The sequence below is a fragment of the Veillonella sp. VA141 genome (assembly GCF_003992175.1).
GTDB lineage: Bacteria > Bacillota > Negativicutes > Veillonellales > Veillonellaceae > F0422.
In genome coordinates this window covers 82,541-100,231 of record NZ_RQVM01000003.1, presented here as the reverse complement: position 1 = coordinate 100,231, position 17,691 = coordinate 82,541, and the positions used below count along the sequence as shown (strand labels likewise).

The 17,691-nt window shown below is 38.3% G+C and carries 16 protein-coding genes; all 16 read right to left on the bottom strand.

The window, feature by feature from the left end; all coding sequences use genetic code 11:
- Positions 1-37 precede the first annotated feature (37 nt).
- Entirely contained in the window at positions 38-1,231 is a 1,194-nt protein-coding gene (locus EO112_RS04555; protein WP_127163140.1) for an NRAMP family divalent metal transporter, read from the bottom strand.
- A 154-nt stretch (positions 1,232-1,385) separates the two neighbouring features.
- Positions 1,386-2,039 (bottom strand): pyroglutamyl-peptidase I, encoded by a 654-nt coding sequence (gene pcp, locus EO112_RS04550; RefSeq protein ID WP_126940646.1) that lies wholly within the window; start codon positions 2,037-2,039, stop codon positions 1,386-1,388.
- 53 nt (positions 2,040-2,092) lie between these two features.
- The gene (locus EO112_RS04545) at positions 2,093-3,022 is read right to left on the bottom strand and encodes a DUF979 domain-containing protein (protein WP_126940648.1); all 930 of its coding nucleotides are present in this window, start codon (positions 3,020-3,022) and stop codon (positions 2,093-2,095) included.
- A gap of 13 nt (positions 3,023-3,035) precedes the next feature.
- The gene (locus tag EO112_RS04540; protein ID WP_038144755.1) at positions 3,036-3,713 is read right to left on the bottom strand and encodes a DUF969 domain-containing protein; all 678 of its coding nucleotides are present in this window, start codon (positions 3,711-3,713) and stop codon (positions 3,036-3,038) included.
- Positions 3,714-3,968: 255 nt separating this feature from the next.
- Positions 3,969-4,481: a flavodoxin family protein gene (locus EO112_RS04535; protein WP_126940650.1), complete on the bottom strand. Its 513-nt coding sequence runs from the start codon at positions 4,479-4,481 to the stop codon at positions 3,969-3,971.
- Positions 4,482-4,799: 318 nt separating this feature from the next.
- Complete coding sequence (hutW, locus tag EO112_RS04530; protein ID WP_127010745.1) at positions 4,800-6,560, bottom strand: heme anaerobic degradation radical SAM methyltransferase ChuW/HutW; 1,761 nt, start codon at positions 6,558-6,560, stop codon at positions 4,800-4,802.
- 33 nt (positions 6,561-6,593) lie between these two features.
- Positions 6,594-7,367, bottom strand: a complete 774-nt coding sequence (locus EO112_RS04525; RefSeq protein WP_009353703.1) for an energy transducer TonB — start codon at positions 7,365-7,367, stop codon at positions 6,594-6,596.
- A gap of 12 nt (positions 7,368-7,379) precedes the next feature.
- Positions 7,380-7,775, bottom strand: a complete 396-nt coding sequence (locus EO112_RS04520; protein ID WP_009353705.1) for a biopolymer transporter ExbD — start codon at positions 7,773-7,775, stop codon at positions 7,380-7,382.
- Positions 7,762-8,397, bottom strand: a complete 636-nt coding sequence (locus EO112_RS04515; RefSeq protein WP_009353689.1) for a MotA/TolQ/ExbB proton channel family protein — start codon at positions 8,395-8,397, stop codon at positions 7,762-7,764. The genes EO112_RS04520 and EO112_RS04515 overlap by 14 nt, the downstream gene beginning before the upstream one ends.
- Positions 8,398-8,489: 92 nt before the next feature.
- Positions 8,490-9,491 (bottom strand): AraC family transcriptional regulator, encoded by a 1,002-nt coding sequence (locus EO112_RS04510; RefSeq protein ID WP_164723945.1) that lies wholly within the window; start codon positions 9,489-9,491, stop codon positions 8,490-8,492.
- A 290-nt stretch (positions 9,492-9,781) separates the two neighbouring features.
- On the bottom strand, positions 9,782-11,119 hold the full coding sequence (locus EO112_RS04505) for a hypothetical protein (protein WP_127163138.1): 1,338 nt from the start codon (positions 11,117-11,119) through the stop codon (positions 9,782-9,784).
- Between the two features lie 7 nt (positions 11,120-11,126).
- On the bottom strand, positions 11,127-12,080 hold the full coding sequence (gene whiA / locus EO112_RS04500) for a DNA-binding protein WhiA (protein ID WP_127163136.1): 954 nt from the start codon (positions 12,078-12,080) through the stop codon (positions 11,127-11,129).
- A gap of 59 nt (positions 12,081-12,139) precedes the next feature.
- Positions 12,140-13,489 (bottom strand): uridine diphosphate-N-acetylglucosamine-binding protein YvcK, encoded by a 1,350-nt coding sequence (gene yvcK / locus EO112_RS04495; protein WP_038144751.1) that lies wholly within the window; start codon positions 13,487-13,489, stop codon positions 12,140-12,142.
- Positions 13,490-13,526: 37 nt separating this feature from the next.
- A complete protein-coding gene (rapZ, locus tag EO112_RS04490) occupies positions 13,527-14,441 on the bottom strand; it encodes an RNase adapter RapZ (protein WP_127163134.1) in 915 nt (304 codons plus the stop codon).
- Between the two features lie 19 nt (positions 14,442-14,460).
- Positions 14,461-15,252: a Cof-type HAD-IIB family hydrolase gene (locus tag EO112_RS04485; protein ID WP_127163132.1), complete on the bottom strand. Its 792-nt coding sequence runs from the start codon at positions 15,250-15,252 to the stop codon at positions 14,461-14,463.
- A 258-nt stretch (positions 15,253-15,510) separates the two neighbouring features.
- On the bottom strand, positions 15,511-17,691 hold the full coding sequence (gene hemG, locus EO112_RS08360; protein WP_240629343.1) for a protoporphyrinogen oxidase: 2,181 nt from the start codon (positions 17,689-17,691) through the stop codon (positions 15,511-15,513).

The following is a 17,691-nucleotide window of genomic DNA, read 5'->3' as shown; positions in this document are numbered from 1 at the left end:
AATTAATTTACAAAATAGTATTTTTGATCTCAAAAAATCAAAATAATTTAAAAATACTATGCACAGATATTACTGCAATATAGGCTGTAATTAAAACAACAACCCAACCTAGATAATATAAGACTTTTGGATGTAAATAGTCTCCGACTATATCCTTTCTACGAGTAGCAATCAACATAACAGATAATGTGATTGGTAAGATAAATCCATTTACTGTACCTGCTACAATCATTAATGATACTGGCTTTCCTATAAAAATTAAAATAAACGTTGAAATCGCAATAAAGAGCATAATAACACTTTTTTCATATTTATTTATTATAGGAAATAGGGTTTTACAAAAAGAAATAGAAGTATATGCAGCGCCTAAAATAGAAGTCAAAGATGCGCATAAAAATATAATTCCAAAAATCATATACCCAAATGAACCTGCAGCTATTAAAAATGTGCTTCCTATTGGATCCTTAGGATCCAATAGCGCACCTGATGTCACCACTCCTAAAACAGCTAAAAACAATAAAACTCTAACAAAAGCATCTATTAGTATTCCCCAGAAGGCAGATTGGCGTACATGATGTAAATTTTCTTTTCCTGTAATATTAGCATCTATAAGTCGATGTCCGCCGGAAAAAGTTATATATCCACCAACCGTTCCACCAATCAATGTCAAGGTAGCTAACCAAGGAATATAGTCTGGCATAATCGTATGTGTAATAGCCAATTTTACAGGTGGATCCGTAGAGTACGCAATAAATCCAATCAGAGCTATCATTACCATACCCAGTATTTTAGAAGTTCCATCAAGAATATTCTCGGCTTTAGGCAATATAAAGAGAAGCATAGTAATAATTCCACTTATAGCTGCACCTATATTAATATCAATTCCAGCTACAATATGGAGTGCCATCGATGCTCCGCCAATATTTCCTATATTAAAAACTAATCCACCTAAGGCTACCAAGAATGCAACTACATAGCCAAGTCCTGGTAATATTTGATTAGCAATGTCTTGTCCTCGCTTATCTGATACACTAATAATTGTCCACACATTAAGCTGAGCAATAATAGAAAAAATAATCGATAATACAATTGCAAAGCCAAATTCCGCTTTAAGTTCAGCTGTGAATGCTGCTGTCTGCAACATAAATCCTGGTCCGATAGATGAAGTTGCCATAAGAAATGCTGCACCTAGTAAAATTGATGTTCTCTTATTCTGTTTAATTAACTTCATATATCCACCTTATGCTCAAGCTCCGAATTATCATACTTGCATATACATCTATTGCCATAATAATCATTAAATGTAATTATTTAAAAAATAAATGTGGGATTATGCTCATATGCATAAATCCTCACATTTATTTTAAAAGTTTTATTACTTATAACTAATCATGTGGAATTACATAATCCACAGGATCTATTATTTCATATCTTTTTCCACTGCAAATTGTATTGACCATAGATTGTAACCCTTCTACAACAATATTTTTAGCCATACTTGGTTGACCCGGCTTAGTTACTACTTGTTCTGGCAAATATGGTATATGTACAAATCCACAACGAATATTCGTATTTGCAACTTCATGTGCTACACCATAAAAAATATGATTGCAAACAAAGGTACCTGCGGTATTTGAAATACTAGCTGGAATTCCTTGATGTTGTAAACCACTAACCATATCTTTAATCGGCAATGTGGCAAAATAAGCTGGAGCTCCACCTTCTACAATAAATTCATCTTTAGGTTGGTTACCTTTATTATCTGCAATGCGGAAGTCATCTATATTAATAGCAATTCTTTCTACCGTAATATCTGGTCTTCCACCAGCTTGACCTACTAACATAATTGCTTCTGGATGATGCTCTTCAACAGCTTGTTTTACAGCATTTACACTATCATATCGAACTGTTGGCACCATTTTTGTAACAACTTTATAGTCGTTTACCATATATCCTTCTAATTCTTTAACAGCTTCCCAAGCTGGGTTTATAGCTTCTCCACCAAATGGATCAAACCCTGTTACTAAGATTGTTTTCATTATTAACCGCCTCTTAATATGACTATACAGGTATTTATTTTTATTATATTACTTTAGAATACCATGAAATAATACATAAGTAATATGTTAAATACTAATAAAGATACTGCTACAGGCCATTGCGCCTTAATAACCCCATATTGGTCCTTCATTTCTAATAAAGCCGTTGGCACAATATTAAAATTTGCTGCCATTGGTGTCAATAATGTTCCACAATACCCTGCAAGCATAGCAATTGGCCCTATCATTGCAGGATTTGCATTATGCATATTAATTAACATAGGTATTCCAATACCCGTTGTCATCATTGCAAAAGCCGCAAATGCATTTCCCATAACAATTGTAAATAGTGCCATACCAAGGCAATATGTAGCCACGACCGCAAAAACATTATCAACTGGGATTACACTTGATATTCCTGTAGCAATAACCTTGCCTACGCCAGCAATACCAAAAACATAACCCAATGCTGCTAGCAATTGTGATAAAATAGCTGTCCACCCAATTGCATCTATCAGGCGACGACCTTCATTAAATCCTTGATGTACTGATACTCGTGTTAAAAACACTGCTACAAATAGAGCAACCATCGCAGCAATACCAAGTCCTACTAAAGCACCTAGTTTAGTAAAGATTCCAACTAAAAATGTAACAACACCGACTAACAATGCTGGCACAAAAATGGCATTGCCAATTCTTTTAGACTCAGACAGCTTCATTTCTGTAGAAGATTCATTATAAAAACCTTTCCCCAACTGCTTAGTAGCCACTATAGCTGCCATAAAAATTACCATCCATCCATTAATTTCATCTGGTATATACTTTCCAAACATAAAACTAATAGCATAGGTTAACCAAAATAATCCTGTTCCTACACGTTTTGTATTTTCTTTATCATTAAAGGATTGTATAGCAACAATAGTTAACACTATTCCTGTTAATATATAAACAATTTCTAATGCAGGTAATCCAAACAACTCCATACATACACCCCCTCTATATACTTAACGTATCTTTAGCAATTAAATCTTTAACTTTTTTATCAAAAAGGATATATCTAATACTCGCTAGAATATATGCAGTAATGGCTGTTGGAATACAATATAAAATCATTTCTGCTAAATTGATTGTAATACCAGCCTGTTCCATAACTCCTTTTATCAATAATATTCCTCCTGCCGCAATAAAAATATTTTGGCCAAAAAAGTTTCCAATATTATCAGCAGAAGCCGCCATTGCTCTGATTTTATCAATTGTCTCTTGTGAAACTTCTTGTCCATGTAATGCAGCGGCTTCAGCCATTGGAGCAATAAGAGGTCTAACAAACGCAGGCATTCCTGCTAAGGAAATACCAAATGCTACCGTTACTTGTCTTATTAACATATAAAGCATGCATATTCTTCCCGCAGTTGCTGCATTAATTTTACCGATTAAATATCCCGCACGTTCTCTTAAGCCATGACGTTCCATAATCCCTACTACTGGTAAAATCAGTATAAATAAAGACATATATCGATTAGTTACAAATGCTTTTCCTATAGCAGCTATTGTTTCTCGAAATCCTACACCACCAACTAGACCTGTGACAATACCTGCTAGCAAAATGACAAGCAGTGCATTGAATCGAAATGCTAACCCCAAAATCATAATAACTATTCCCGACAAAACTAGCATAAAGATCCCCCTTTCAAAGGAATAATAAAACATATCTTAATTATACAAAATTTCCCGCTTTTTTTATAGGTCTATCATATCACTTATAGTTAAAAGCATTGCTTACTAACAGGAAAATCTTATTCAGAATAATCATAAAAAATTCTAGTCCATACTCCATATCAGAGCTTATCGCCTCGAATGAAAAAGACCGCCATTTCTGGCAGTCTTTTTCGGAGTGTTATTATATTGCAACCTATTACATAGGTAGAAAACTTATAATTTAGCAATAACTTCTTCAACAAATGCTTTTGCATTAGCTAAGTCGTTTTCGTCTGGATGAGATGCAGCTTGTGCATGACGTGCATCACGTTCAGGGCTTTTACCATGGTTATGGCCTTCTGGGAACATTTTGTACATCATTTCGATTACTTTCGGATCTACTTTACCTTGGCATTTGAAGTAACCTACTGGTGTTTGATCATTTGGTAACAATTTCGCAGCTGCTTCTACAGTTTCTTGTGCATGAGGAGATACTGGAGGAACCCCTAAAGTACAGAATAAAGCTACTTTTTCATTTGTGATTTCTTTAAGTACTGCTTGTGCCGCTTTATCAGCGTTACCTTGGTCTGCCCAGAAACCCATAAATACTACATCGTAAGATGCTAAATCAGCTGGAACTTCTTTCACAGATACACATGGTGTACCAGCAGGCAAAGCACTTGCCATAGCTTCTGCTACTAATTTTGTATTGCCTGTACGGCTTGAGTAAACTACGATTGCTTTCATTCATTTTCCACACTTCTAGGAAGTGCGCTCCTTTTACATAACATATAAATACTATAAATAATATATCATTATTTTTGTATCTAACATTGTAGCCTAAGGCACAATGTTCATTTATCAGATATACATCCGCAGGCATTGCCTGCGGATACTGCACTCTTATTACTGAAGTGATTTTAAACGTACTATAGTATGATGCAGCCTACCAACTTTGACCTGGTATACCTGATTCCACTCTATGAGTGGCTATAGAACTATTACAGGAAACTATATTGTTTGGTTTGGTAAGGTGTGTAGGAGTTCACCTGTAATAGATACTACCTAAATATTTTTCTTAAATGGACTATGTCCTACTGTGCCATGAGCACGTGTAGTTTCCATATCTGTAGGATGCCCTTTTGGAATGCCCGCTGGATGTCCGCCTGCCCCATGTGGGTGTTTAGGCACGCCTGCTGGGTGTCCTCCCATCGGTACTCCTTCCGGATGTCCTTTCGGAATACCCGCTGGATGACCACCTGCTCCGTGTGGATGTTTCGCCACGCCCGCTGGATGTCCTCCCATTGGTACTCCTTCTGGATGTCCTTTTGGAACACCTGCTGGATGACCGCCTGCTCCCTGTGGATGTTTCGCCACACCTTCAGGATGACCACCACCTACATGTGGATGATCTTTTGGTCTACCACCATGGTTTTGAGCCGCAATATTTTCATGTAACAATGTGCTTTCACCCGTTAAGATGTACTGAACACATTCAATAACGGTTTGTGTAATATTGACATTCCAGAATCCACCAGCCGTTGTTAAGCGATATAATACGCCATTATATTCCATCAAACCACGAGTTACCCAAGTATCAAGCAACCAACGTAAGTCCTCTAATTTTGAATCCATTTCGATCAAAGTGTCTAGATTTAAAACACCTCGTTCCAAGGAACTGATTACATAATTAGAGAAGTCTTGTAGTTCAGATTGTTTCATAAGAACCATAAATGGTTTCTTACCTTCTTCTACAAGGGCTTCATATGGAGGCAATACACGGTGTAACATTGTCATGTATCCACCTAAATTACCCCCGGCACCACAACCAAATGGATACATTGGGTATCCGGCTTTCGCCATAGTGTTGTACATTGAGCGTTCACGCGGTGCACGGCTCCAATGAGCTGCACTTAAACGTGTAAAATCACGTTTCATCAAGTATTTTACAGCTGCCTCATACATTAATGCTTGTTCTTTAGTGGTAGCTGCTGGGCTTACTTTACCGCGTTCAATTAAGCTTTGTAAATCACTATTTTCAAACACATTTAATTGATATAAGTCCATACCATCTGCTGCGGATTGTTCAAGAAGTTTTAAGTCTTCCATCCACACATCCATCGTTTGATCTGGTAAACCATAGATTAAATCTACAATCACAGAACATTGTTGGTATGCTTTTAATTGTTCTAATCGAGACAACACTGTATCTTGATCATCTAAACGTCCCAATTGACGTCGTACGTGAGTATGGAAAGACTGTACCCCTAAGGACATACGGTTGACACCGTGGCTCATCCATACATCCATTTTTTCAGGCACCAAGTCGTGAATACGACCTTCTAATGTCAACTCATAGTCATTGGCCAACGGGAAATATTCTTGGATGGCAGACAACATGCGTTTTGCATTATTAGCAGATAATGATGTTGGCGTACCACCACCAATAAAGATAGTGTGAATCAAACCATCACGGAACCGTGGTTGATCGGCAGCCATTTGCATTTCTTTCAATAACATATCTACATATTTATCTTCTGCATCTTGATTCGTAGCATGTTGATAGAATCCGCAGTACGTACATTTAGTTTGACAGAATGGAATATGAATATATGCCGTTTGCATTTGCCCTGGAACAGGTGGTTGTTGCATTAATTCATTCCATACACGTTGTGCCTCATCCTTTTCTAAAGGACGCCCACTTAGACCAGCATGTACTGCACGTTTGCTTGTAAAAGCATGTGTCAACGGCGTTGCTGTATCAAAACCAAGTTGAATATTACGTTGTTCCTCCGACATGGAGTCAAATAAACTTTTTAAATCCATAATTCCTCCTGAATTATTTCTTGTACCTTTGCACTAGTCACCATTCAAAGTGTAGTACACTGTGAATGTATTTGATACTGATGAGCCACTACCATTTGGATAATTGCCTATGCCATAGACAACATCTTGGGTATGACTGTTTAAAATACCAGGTCCTCCACCTGCCGAAACAGAGGCTATATTACCGCTCGCATCAATGGTTACGCTAACTGTAACACTACCTTGTAAGTTACGTTTTACTGCCATTGCAGGGTACGTACCTTGTGCTTGGGCTTGTACAGTAGCCACAAATCCTGCCCAGTCAAACGGTGCATTACCAGATGTAGTACCTACACCATCTCCATTACCTCCGCCACTGCCAGAGCCAGATCCACCACCGCTACCAGAGCCGTTACCGCTACCATCGCCAGTACCGTTTCCTGTTCCGTTACCGCCACCAGATCCACCACCAGTACCTTGGTTTGTAGATGTTCCATCACTTGCACCTGTAGCTGCGTTGGTAGATGTTGGCACATTCACAGCATCATCAACTGGCACCGGAGATGATAAACTTTGTTGCGCTGCTTGTACTTTAGCTTGTACAACTTCTTGTGAAAGTGGTTGAGGGAAAGATACCCCGCCGCCACCGCCACCACCACCTGCGGATGCTTTTAAATCGTCGGAAATAGACATGTCAATTTCAAAAGCATTTTCGGTTTGTTTATGCTCTACTACGGATACTAAAGCAATACCTAACACAACAGCTAGGACAATGTGGATTACAACAGAGATTATGTAGGATTTTTTCCAGGAAATATATTGTTCCATGTGTCATCCTTTCTAGCTAGCAGCAATTGAGAACTTCTTAACCCCAATCGTTTTTAGCATATCCATAATGGCAACCACGAATCCATGTTGCGTATTTTTATCTGCTTGTAATAGTACCGCTGTATTTGGATTTTCTCCAATTTTGCTTGTAATATAGTTACGAGCTTCATCGATACTATATGGTTTAGAGTCAATCAAGATATGTCCTTCTTTATCCAATGTAAGAATGATAGGACTTTGTTTGACTTGTGTTGCTGATTGTGCTTGCGGTAATTGTACACCCAAGGACTTTTGTGCCACCGTTTCAATACTGTTCATCATGAAGAAAACCAGTAAGAAGAAAATGATATCGATCATTGGCACAATCATGAACTCAGGTTTCATTTTTAATCGACTATTTTGAAACATGAGAATCACTCCATTGTTCTTTCATACCATTTAATAACACTACAGATAAAGTTTCTGTATCATTGATAATTGCATCCATACGATGACTGAAGTATGTGTACACACAGAATGATAAGATAGCCACTAACAAACCAGTAGCAGTCGCAATCAAGGCTTCACCAACGCCGCCAGAAATAGCGGATGCACCAGCACCATTATCCAATACACTGAACGTGCCAATCATACCAGATACTGTACCTAATAAACCTAATAATGGAGAAATTGTTACGATAGCGCTTAAGTAGTCCAAATGAATTTTTAAATGAGAGGCTTCAATCATCATTTGTTCGGAAAACGCATTTTTCATACTTGTTTCGTTTTTGGAGTATGTTAATCCTGCATTCAAGATACGACCAGTTGCCGTTTGATTTGCCTCACATAACTCTTTCGCTTTCTTCCAATCATTATCTTTTATTGCAAAATACACATCATGACTAAATTCCTTTAGCAATGCAGTATTAGCTTTGAAATACGTATAACGCTCAATTCCAATTGCGATCACAATGATTGACAAAATAACCAATGGATACATTACTAATCCACCGCTGTTAAATAAATGTACAATGTATAAAAGGCTGTCCATATTATTACCTCCATTAAAAAAATATGATAATTTTTATCAGCTTATACTTATAATATCAAATTTAATAATTTCAAATCTACTCTAAATAGCTTCTACTTAATCCATTCCGACATTTTATTTATTTTCCTATATTCACTAGGTTTATGTCCCATAATAACCCGAAATGCTTCTGCAAACTTACTAGCATTTTCATAGCCATATCGGTTAGCTATGCTGAGAATACTATCATCTGTATTAGTTAAATCCTTTGCCGCCTCCTTTATCCGCATGTGCTTAATATATTGATGAATGCTACTACCATAAATCCCTTTGAAACATTTTTTCAATGCTGTCGGTGCTAATCCATATGTTTTTGCCAACTCTTCAATAGTCGGTTTTTTGTGCAAATTTTTCATCAAAAATTCGTGCATACGTTTCACACTTTCCACATGTTTTCGTTCAAAATATGGCATACAGCAATCATCATCTGATGCGATGGTGCTTAATAACAATATGATTTCCATACATTTCAATTGAAATAACTGTGGCATCACTTCATCGGGAAGATCATATAAACTTTTAAAAATGTCACTAAGTTTAGATTCTCTACGACATACAAACCCAAATTCAAAATCCTGACAAAAGCGATTACATATGTCACGAAGATCAATCCGATCATGTCCTACGAACTTATTCACCATCTCTTGGGCCTTGGGGATATAAATAGATAAATTGATACCTTTATAATAAGAGGTAGGAAACTTTGTAGAGTGCACATAGCTAGGTGACTCTTTCCACCCTACAGAAATATCGTTTTCATCCATATATAATACTTTTCCATTATCAAAGGCGCACTCAATACGCCCTTCTTTGCAATAATGGATTTCAAACATACCATCTAAGGGTTTTGCACGGTGACGGATTTCTTTCATGGTCACCTCTTGGAACGTCAATTCTACTCCACCGAATACAGGATAACTATACATCTTGGCCTTACCTCGAGGCGTATTCATCTCATAAATGGTGCCATGTTCCACCTCGGTGGCAGACAACATGTCTATATCCATTACTTTAGGTTTGAACTTTTCTATTTTTTTCATACAATTTTGATTCATGCTCCTCCTTTCAAAAAAGCCCATTTGCTGTCTCATACGACTAACAAATGGGCCTCTTTTGCCGAATTACATCGCCTACTTTAATCTGAGTATCATTTCTAACACTCATTATATTTATAAATAGCAATGATTGTCAATATAAACTTTGTCTATCTAGATTATTTTAAATTAAACAGCGAAATTTCAATTTGCATAGTTTCGCATATTAATAGGAATAATTGTTCATATAAAATAATTTATATTTAGTTTAATTCAAGATATCTTTTTAGATTATTTATATAAAAACTTGATTATTTTCCCAAAATTTTATGTACTAAATTAGTCACATATTGCGATCTACTACCATCTGTATTCTCATGTTCCGAAATTTGTGGAATCAACAAAAATCTAACAGGCAAATTCGACGCCCCTGGTGACATGTATTCTAATAGTAAATCTTCTGGTCTATCAAATACATCTAATAGCTGTGTGTCATAAATAGTTTCATGTCCCAAATACGGACCTTTTACAGGCACATCATAGGTGCGTACACCTTTAGAAGATGTAATCCTGAATGTGCCACTAAAAGCACCACCTAATGGATTAAAATACAAGGCATAGGGAGTGTTTCCTTCTGTGCGTAACACATATACATTAGAAATACCATAATTACCTTTGTTTTTCACCAGCTTATTGTTACTAGTCTCATCAACACCACTAATAAAGGCATCTTCTCGATCATTTGCAATTTCAAAACTAGCTGGACCTGCCTCACTATTAAACTGCGGTTCCACCACATGGAATCGACGCATTCCTTCATAAGTACCCCGTAACTCTACTTCATCTATAGGATGAATTGGCAATAAAGGCAAGCCATACGTAACTGTTGACTTAGGTTCCATCACCGCCACAGATGCATATACTGGTTCCGTAGTAGAAAAATCGATAATACCACTGAATAAATCATCTTGCTTCATCAGTACTTTTTCCAACTCAGTAAAAATAGGTCGTACTTCCCCAGGGCGTAATACAAATTCTGTACCACTAGTATTGTGTGATACTAATGAAATAGTTCTTGATGTAGTATCCTTTTTAATTGCCTCTTCAATTTTTTTTGCCTTTAATTTCTTCGATTGTGCAAGACTCTCTTTTTCTTTTTTAATTTCTTGTTGTAATGCTTTAGAACGAACCGGAATCGTTACACCTTCATTCGCCCAAGCACCTAAATCTAATGCAGTACTATTCACTTCTTTTTTCGAAAGCTCTCGTCCCACTTTAAAATAGTCAGGACTTGGTTTCGCATAGATAGCTCGTTCAATCTCTACAAATGCTGGAGCATTTCCCTTATTTTCCAATAAAATACCTACTTTCATAGGTTCTGTTCGTTCGTTCACATGATAAAAGTAAATACGACTTTTCCCATGAAGTGTACCTGCCCCTACAATCCCAGGCTCTTTCACATATTCTGGGCTATCGGACAATAATAAAGTATCTATCTCTTTAACAGTTTTTACCTCTAAGGGTGTAAATGTATACTCATCAATATTTACCGTTCTCGGTGCTTGTCCATACGTAGTGCCTAGCCCAAGTACTGTTAAAATGCTCCCTAATAACCATTGTTTCCATTGTATTCGATTCATTAATTTCATACTACCTCTATTCTATCGTAAGCCCCTCTGGCTCCCACTGTAAGGCGAGGGCTTCTAATTTACGTAAACGATGTCCAATACCAGATTTTGTCAATTCTCGTTTGTACTTTGTTTCATAGGCATCTACCAATTCTTGCAAACTACCATCCGGAAATTCTTGACGTAATATAGCTGCCTCATAAAGACGAATTGGCAAGGAATCTAAGCCTTGATGTTTATCAATAATACGGATCGCATCGAGTTGGCGTACTGCCGCATTCACTGTTTTTTGTAGATTTGCTGTTTCACAGTTTACTTGACGATTAATGGTATTACGTACATCTTTCATAATTCGTACATTTTCAAAATTCATCAGGGCTGATTGAGCTCCCATAATTTGTAAACAGGAGGTCACCGCATCCCCTTCCTTTAAATATACTACAAACTCCTCTTTGCGCTCTACCTTTCGAGCATGCAATCGGAACATTTTTAAGACACGAATAATTTGATCTGCAAAGTCTTCCTTTGTAGTCATAAACTCCAAATGATAGTCACTTTGTGGCTTATTAACAGACCCGCATCCCAAAAAAGCGCCTCGCAAAAAAGCTCTTCGTGATTCCATGTCTTTTAACCATTCATCTGGAATCATAGCATCCACAGGCCATAATTGTAACTCCTCTAACGCAAGACGACTCTGTTCTGTAGGCTCTACCGTCAACGTATACATGTTCTTTTTGCGTAGATTTAGCCCTTTACGCACTAGCACAGAAGTAGGTAAATCATACTGTTCTTTAATAATTCCTAGCACTCGTCTAGCTACTGCATTATTAGCCGTCACCAAACGTACCCCTACGCGTCCTTGCATACCTAGTAAAATGGACCCACCCATCCGTAATAAACAAGAGGCCTCTACCTTGGATGCCCACGCATCTTCTGTTTTAAATTGGCACAATTCATTTTTTACATCTTCTGCAAATGACATAGCCTCTCCTTTACTATTTCTACTAGAAAATAGAGCCTCTAGAGGCTCTACTTTCATACTTAATGATCTTCTCGCTGTAAGTAATATTCTAAAATGTGCGGTTCAATATCCGTCTGCAAAGCAAAGACAACATCCATGACCACTTTCGCTAACCGTTCAGAATTGTGGACCGCTTTATCTTGACTATCTACAAGATTTGCACGAACTGTCCGAATCCCCATCGATTGCAACACATCCATATCTACGTCTACTGGTTCTTGCCCCGCTTGTTTATAGTGTTCTAATGTGGCATCTTGGATTCTGTTATCATTCACAAGAACTGTATCGATAATTCCCACCTCACTATGTGCTTCAATGGCTTTCACATGGTCAGACACAGTATACCCATCTGTTTCACCTGGCTGCGTCATCACATTGCAAATATAAATCTTAGCCGCTTTAGAGTTAGCAATGTGATCCGCTACCTTATCAATTAATAGGTTCGGCATTACCGAAGTATATAAACTGCCCGGGCCTAAAATGATGGCATCGGCTTCATCAATAGCTTGCAAGGCAGCTCCTACAGGAGATGGTCTATGTGGCTCAGTATAGACCTTCGCAATTGGCTTACCCGCATTAGGGATATTACTTTCCCCTTCTACGATGGTACCATCCGTCAATTTAGCAATCAGTTTGATTTCTTCTGTAGATGACGGAATAACACGTCCCCGAACTCGCAAGATCTTGCTAGAGGCTTCTAGGGCTTTTTCCACATCATCTTTCAGCACTTGAGTCATTGCTGTTAAGAATAAATTCCCAAAACTATGGCCAGATAATTCTGCTCCTTTAGTAAATCGATACTGGAATAGTTCTTCCATAAGTCCTTCTTTTTCAGCTAATGCTACTAAACAGTTGCGTAAATCTCCAGGAGCAATCATTTGAAAATCTTCCCGTAACCGACCAGAAGAACCTCCATCGTCTGCTACTGTAACAATAGCGGTTAAATTCGTGGTTTTACTTTTTAGCCCTCGCAATAGCATAGACAATCCTGTACCACCACCAATCACTACGATTTTTGGTCCTTGTCCTAAGCGAATTTTTTCAAAAATATAATCACTCACACCATCTTCTGTATTAGGCAAAATCGCATTCACAATGGTCTGAATGAGCTTACGTATCCCCCACAACATAGCTACCATACCCGCCACAATACCTGCTAAACCAAGACTGGCTATGACCGTATAGTTATAGGAGCCTGTAAGATGGAATAAAAATTCTAAGAAAATATCTTCAAAGTTGCTAATCCACTGGTAGTTCATCATCATAAGGACACCCACTACCAGCCAAATCGTGCCTAAAGAAAATAGGAATAGCCACCGCTTAATATTAATACCTGGCGCAAACCAGCGCATCCAATTATTATATTTCATAGGCTTGAGAGACGAAAGAATCGTCCCACTCCTTTCTCTATAGGTCTAATCTAGAACGTGGATTCACATCTTCTTCTACATGATTACGCATCATATCACGATGTTCCACAGAAACATTACAGCCTTTTTCTTTCAAATGTGCATATAATGCCTCTGCCATTGCTACGCTACGATGCATACCGCCTGTACAGCCTACAGCTACCACAAATTGGCTTTTTCCCTCTTGTTCATAGTTTGGCACAAGGAAATCTAGTGTAGTAAAGAAATGCTTTTTAAATTCATCAGTCACTTCAAAGGAGTGAATATACTCTTTTACCACTGGTACGCGCCCCGATTTATGACGATATTCAGGAATGTAATACGGATTCGGCAAGAATCGCACATCCCATACCATATCCGCATCATTAGGCATCCCAAATTTAAAACCAAAACTTACCACTGTAATAGCCATACCATCTGTTTGTTCTTTCACGTGGCTAAAAGTACGGCGCATAAATGATTTCAAGGCAGATGTTTTCATATTTGTGGTGTCGATAATATGATCCGCCTTACTACGTACATCAGCCAAGAGTGCTCGTTCTTGTGACAGCCCTGTACTAATGCGACCTGATGGTGCCAAGGGGTGACTACGACGTGTTTCTTTATACCGGCGAATCAAAGTATCATCGCTAGCTTCCATGAACACAATTTCATAAGGCACACTCATAGCCGTCAAATCATCTAAGGCACTGTTTAAATCATCAAAAAATTCACGACTGCGGATATCTACCACTAAGGCTACTCGACTCACTTTAGTGCCTGCACTTTGACGACAAATATCACTAAACTTAGAAATCAACACAGGAGGAATATTGTCGATACAGAAATATCCCATATCTTCCAAGACTTGCATCACTTGTGTTTTACCTGCTCCGGACATACCGGTCACAATGATTAAACGAAACCCTTCCATGAGGCCCTCCTACAAAATTTTATAACATATTCGCTTCAATCCATTTAGCGACGCCATCTTTTTCATTTGTGTCGCATACTTCTTTGGCAATTGTCTTCACATGTTCCTCTGCATTCCCTACTGCCACGGAATGGCCTGTTACTTGTAACATAGAAATATCATTTTCTGAATTACCAAAGGATACCATATCTTCTAAACCGATGCCCAATCGCTCGCCCATGAAAGCCAAAGCTTCCCCTTTGGACACGTGAGGTGCCACGATTTCTAGAAAATTCACCTTGGACCGAACTAACTCAACCATGTGGCCAACTTCTTTAGAAAGTATAGCAATCACCTCTGTCATACGTTCAGGTTCTTCCACCACTAATAGTTTGTTCGTTCCCTTTTGAGGGTCATAGATAGCATCTCCTACGTACACAGCCTTGGCACCTGTAATCTCTTCATAGAGACGAGAAAACTCTGTTTCACTGTGTACTAATAATTCGTCATCAATATAGGACTGAATATAGATATTATGCTCTTTCGTGATGGCTAATACTTTGCGCGCTACCTCCGGTGGTATAGCTCGTTCCCAAATGAGCTCTTTACTTTCTACACGTTGGATGACACCGCCAGAATACAGTACCATCGGTACATCGCCTAAGCCTAAGTGATGTGCTACAGGATATGCCGTTTGGTACATTCGACCTGTGGCAATGAGTACCTCAATTCCCTTGTCCTGTGCTTTTTTTAGGACTTCTTTTGTATAATCAGACACGGTATTATCATCACGTAACAGCGTATCATCTAAGTCTATGGCTAACAATTTCATGACATCACTCCTTTATCATATCTTTCATTATACCATATAACCACACATAACTACTGCATAAGTATCACTAAGATACAAACAGTTCTATCTAACATGATACAAAAGATGACGCAACCATAGATATTAGCCACAACTTTTAGATGAGCGCCACCACATTGGAGAAAATAAAAACACGACAGGTTACACAATCCAGTGTGGTACTAGTATGCAAACCTGTCGCAATTGTATTTCTTTATAGTTTAATGCCCTATTGATGTATTAAGAAAACAGATGATCTATGCCATCCATAGTTAGAATAGTACCAATCGTAAATGGTCCAAAGATACCAAAACGAGCACTTACTTCATCAAATCGCATTTCATTGACGATTTTTTTAAACTGAATTGGATCATCACTCATCAATGTAATACCCCATTCCCAATCATCCATGCCAAAAGCACCCGTCGTAAACTCTTTGATAGTGTCCTCATATTTTTTACCAATTTGACCATGAGAACGCATCATACTACCACGACTTTGACGATCTAGCATATACCAATTATCTGTTAAATTACGTTGCTTAGCCATAGGGTAAAAACACATGCAAGCCAATCTAGGAATTTTAGGGTATAACCGGGCTTGCACTTTTGGATGGTCCTTCGGAGATTTCACATAATTGCTTACTTCAATAACAGATACGAAAGAAGATTCTGGCTGTAATACACTAAAGATTGGTAATTTTTTTAGTGTCAATTCTACTTCGTTCAACTCTTGCAAACTTGGTTGTAAGAACCAAAACATAATATCTCCCTTGTGACCATTGATTTGGTACATAGCATAGCTACTTGTATGGGCCTCATGAGCTGCTTCTAAATTTCCAATAAACGCCTTGAAAGATTGCAATGCTTCACTTTGTTGCTCACCGGACCAGCTTCTCCATTTTTCAAAATTAATGGAATAATTAGCGTGTAAGCTAAACCAACCTTCGTATGTTTCAGGTACTTTTTCTAGTCCTGTAGTATGTCCATGCATAGGTATTGCGCCTGCATGAACAGATTCTGTATGTGTATCCATAGGAACTACCTCCTTTGTTTCTTCTTTCCATGCTTCTACTAATTCATAGGCTTGTTTAATGCCATCTGGCATGCCTACCCCTTTAAATGGCGTGCCAATCAATGCCAATCCTGGATAGTGTTCTTGGGCATGGTCCATGAGGGTTGCCACTCGTTCTTTGTGTCCCACTTCATATTGGGGCATACTTTTTTGTAACCGTACCACTTCCATCCATTCTGGATTTCCTGTAAATTTCAATATATTTCGTATTTCTGAAAGCGCCAATTCACACAGTTCTTCTTCACTGTGCGTATCTACCGTAGAGTCTGTAGGCTTCCCTAAAAAGACGCGTAATACCACTTTGTCTTGTGGTGTCGTTTGTGGCCACTTACTAGAAATGTAAGTACATGCCGTCAATGGTGTCTCTGTGTTGCGAGTGATGACAAAGCCTGTGCCTTGCAATGGTTTTGTAAAAGCTGACTTCGGCAAACTCATAATGACAATGGCACAAGAAGATTGTTCCATATGCCGCAAGTCTTCAAATTTTTCATCTCCCACAAAAAATTTTTCATAGGCTTTAGGTGGCGTAGTGATCACAAGACGGTCGTAGGAGTCTGTACCGTTTTGTGTTTGCACTGTATAACGCTTATCTGTGTATGATGCCTCTAGCACCTCAGTCGATGTGCGCAAAGAAACGTTCTTTGGCATTTGTTCCACAAGAGCATCTACTAATGATTCTAAACCTCCCGTTAATTGGGCAAATTGTCCTTCGGTAGCCGCCCCAGATTGTTTGCGCATACCTTGCATAGCCATCATACCTTTGACCAAATTTCCATGCTTTTGTTCTAATTGACGAAATTCTGGAAAGGTTCCCAGTAAACTTAAGCGTTTTAAGTCTCCACCGTAGATACCAGATAAGAGAGGTTCAATTAATAAATTGACTAGTTCATCCCCTAAATGATACCGGAAAAAGGCATCGATACTCATATCTTCATTTCCTGGGTATGGTTTCTTAAAAATATCTAATCCAGCTCGTAATTTACCAAACCAGCTTAATAAACTAGACATAGCAAAAGGAAGAAATTCTGTAGGGATGCCAATGATGGATCCTCCAGGGATAGGCTTCATTTGACCTTGATGATAAATATAGGATTCTCCCGTAGCATTACGTACCAAGGTATCACCTAATCCCAATTCCTGTACCAAATCTGTCATAGATGTTTTTCTAGCTAAATACGAATCAGGACCCACTTCTACCACATAGCCATCGCGACGTTTTGTTTGTACCTTTCCACCCCAACGATTCGAAGATTCTAGGACATGAATGTCCCAGTTAGGAAATGCTTTGCCCATATAATACGCTGCAGATAAGCCCGTTAGACCACCACCAATAATTGCTACTTTCAT

What these genes read in the sequence shown, in the direction of transcription:
- EO112_RS04555 (WP_127163140.1), bottom strand. Translation starts at nt 1,231, where the DNA reads ATGAAGTTAATTAAACAGAATAAGAGAACATCAATTTTACTAGGTGCA.
- pcp (WP_126940646.1), bottom strand. Translation starts at nt 2,039, where the DNA reads ATGAAAACAATCTTAGTAACAGGGTTTGATCCATTTGGTGGAGAAGCT.
- EO112_RS04545 (WP_126940648.1), bottom strand. Translation starts at nt 3,022, where the DNA reads ATGGAGTTGTTTGGATTACCTGCATTAGAAATTGTTTATATATTAACA.
- EO112_RS04540 (WP_038144755.1), bottom strand. Translation starts at nt 3,713, where the DNA reads ATGCTAGTTTTGTCGGGAATAGTTATTATGATTTTGGGGTTAGCATTT.
- EO112_RS04535 (WP_126940650.1), bottom strand. Translation starts at nt 4,481, where the DNA reads ATGAAAGCAATCGTAGTTTACTCAAGCCGTACAGGCAATACAAAATTA.
- hutW (WP_127010745.1), bottom strand. Translation starts at nt 6,560, where the DNA reads ATGGATTTAAAAAGTTTATTTGACTCCATGTCGGAGGAACAACGTAAT.
- EO112_RS04525 (WP_009353703.1), bottom strand. Translation starts at nt 7,367, where the DNA reads ATGGAACAATATATTTCCTGGAAAAAATCCTACATAATCTCTGTTGTA.
- EO112_RS04520 (WP_009353705.1), bottom strand. Translation starts at nt 7,775, where the DNA reads ATGTTTCAAAATAGTCGATTAAAAATGAAACCTGAGTTCATGATTGTG.
- EO112_RS04515 (WP_009353689.1), bottom strand. Translation starts at nt 8,397, where the DNA reads ATGGACAGCCTTTTATACATTGTACATTTATTTAACAGCGGTGGATTA.
- EO112_RS04510 (WP_164723945.1), bottom strand. Translation starts at nt 9,491, where the DNA reads ATGAATCAAAATTGTATGAAAAAAATAGAAAAGTTCAAACCTAAAGTA.
- EO112_RS04505 (WP_127163138.1), bottom strand. Translation starts at nt 11,119, where the DNA reads ATGAAATTAATGAATCGAATACAATGGAAACAATGGTTATTAGGGAGC.
- whiA (WP_127163136.1), bottom strand. Translation starts at nt 12,080, where the DNA reads ATGTCATTTGCAGAAGATGTAAAAAATGAATTGTGCCAATTTAAAACA.
- yvcK (WP_038144751.1), bottom strand. Translation starts at nt 13,489, where the DNA reads ATGAAATATAATAATTGGATGCGCTGGTTTGCGCCAGGTATTAATATT.
- rapZ (WP_127163134.1), bottom strand. Translation starts at nt 14,441, where the DNA reads ATGGAAGGGTTTCGTTTAATCATTGTGACCGGTATGTCCGGAGCAGGT.
- EO112_RS04485 (WP_127163132.1), bottom strand. Translation starts at nt 15,252, where the DNA reads ATGAAATTGTTAGCCATAGACTTAGATGATACGCTGTTACGTGATGAT.
- hemG (WP_240629343.1), bottom strand. Translation starts at nt 17,691, where the DNA reads ATGAAAGTAGCAATTATTGGTGGTGGTCTAACGGGCTTATCTGCAGCG.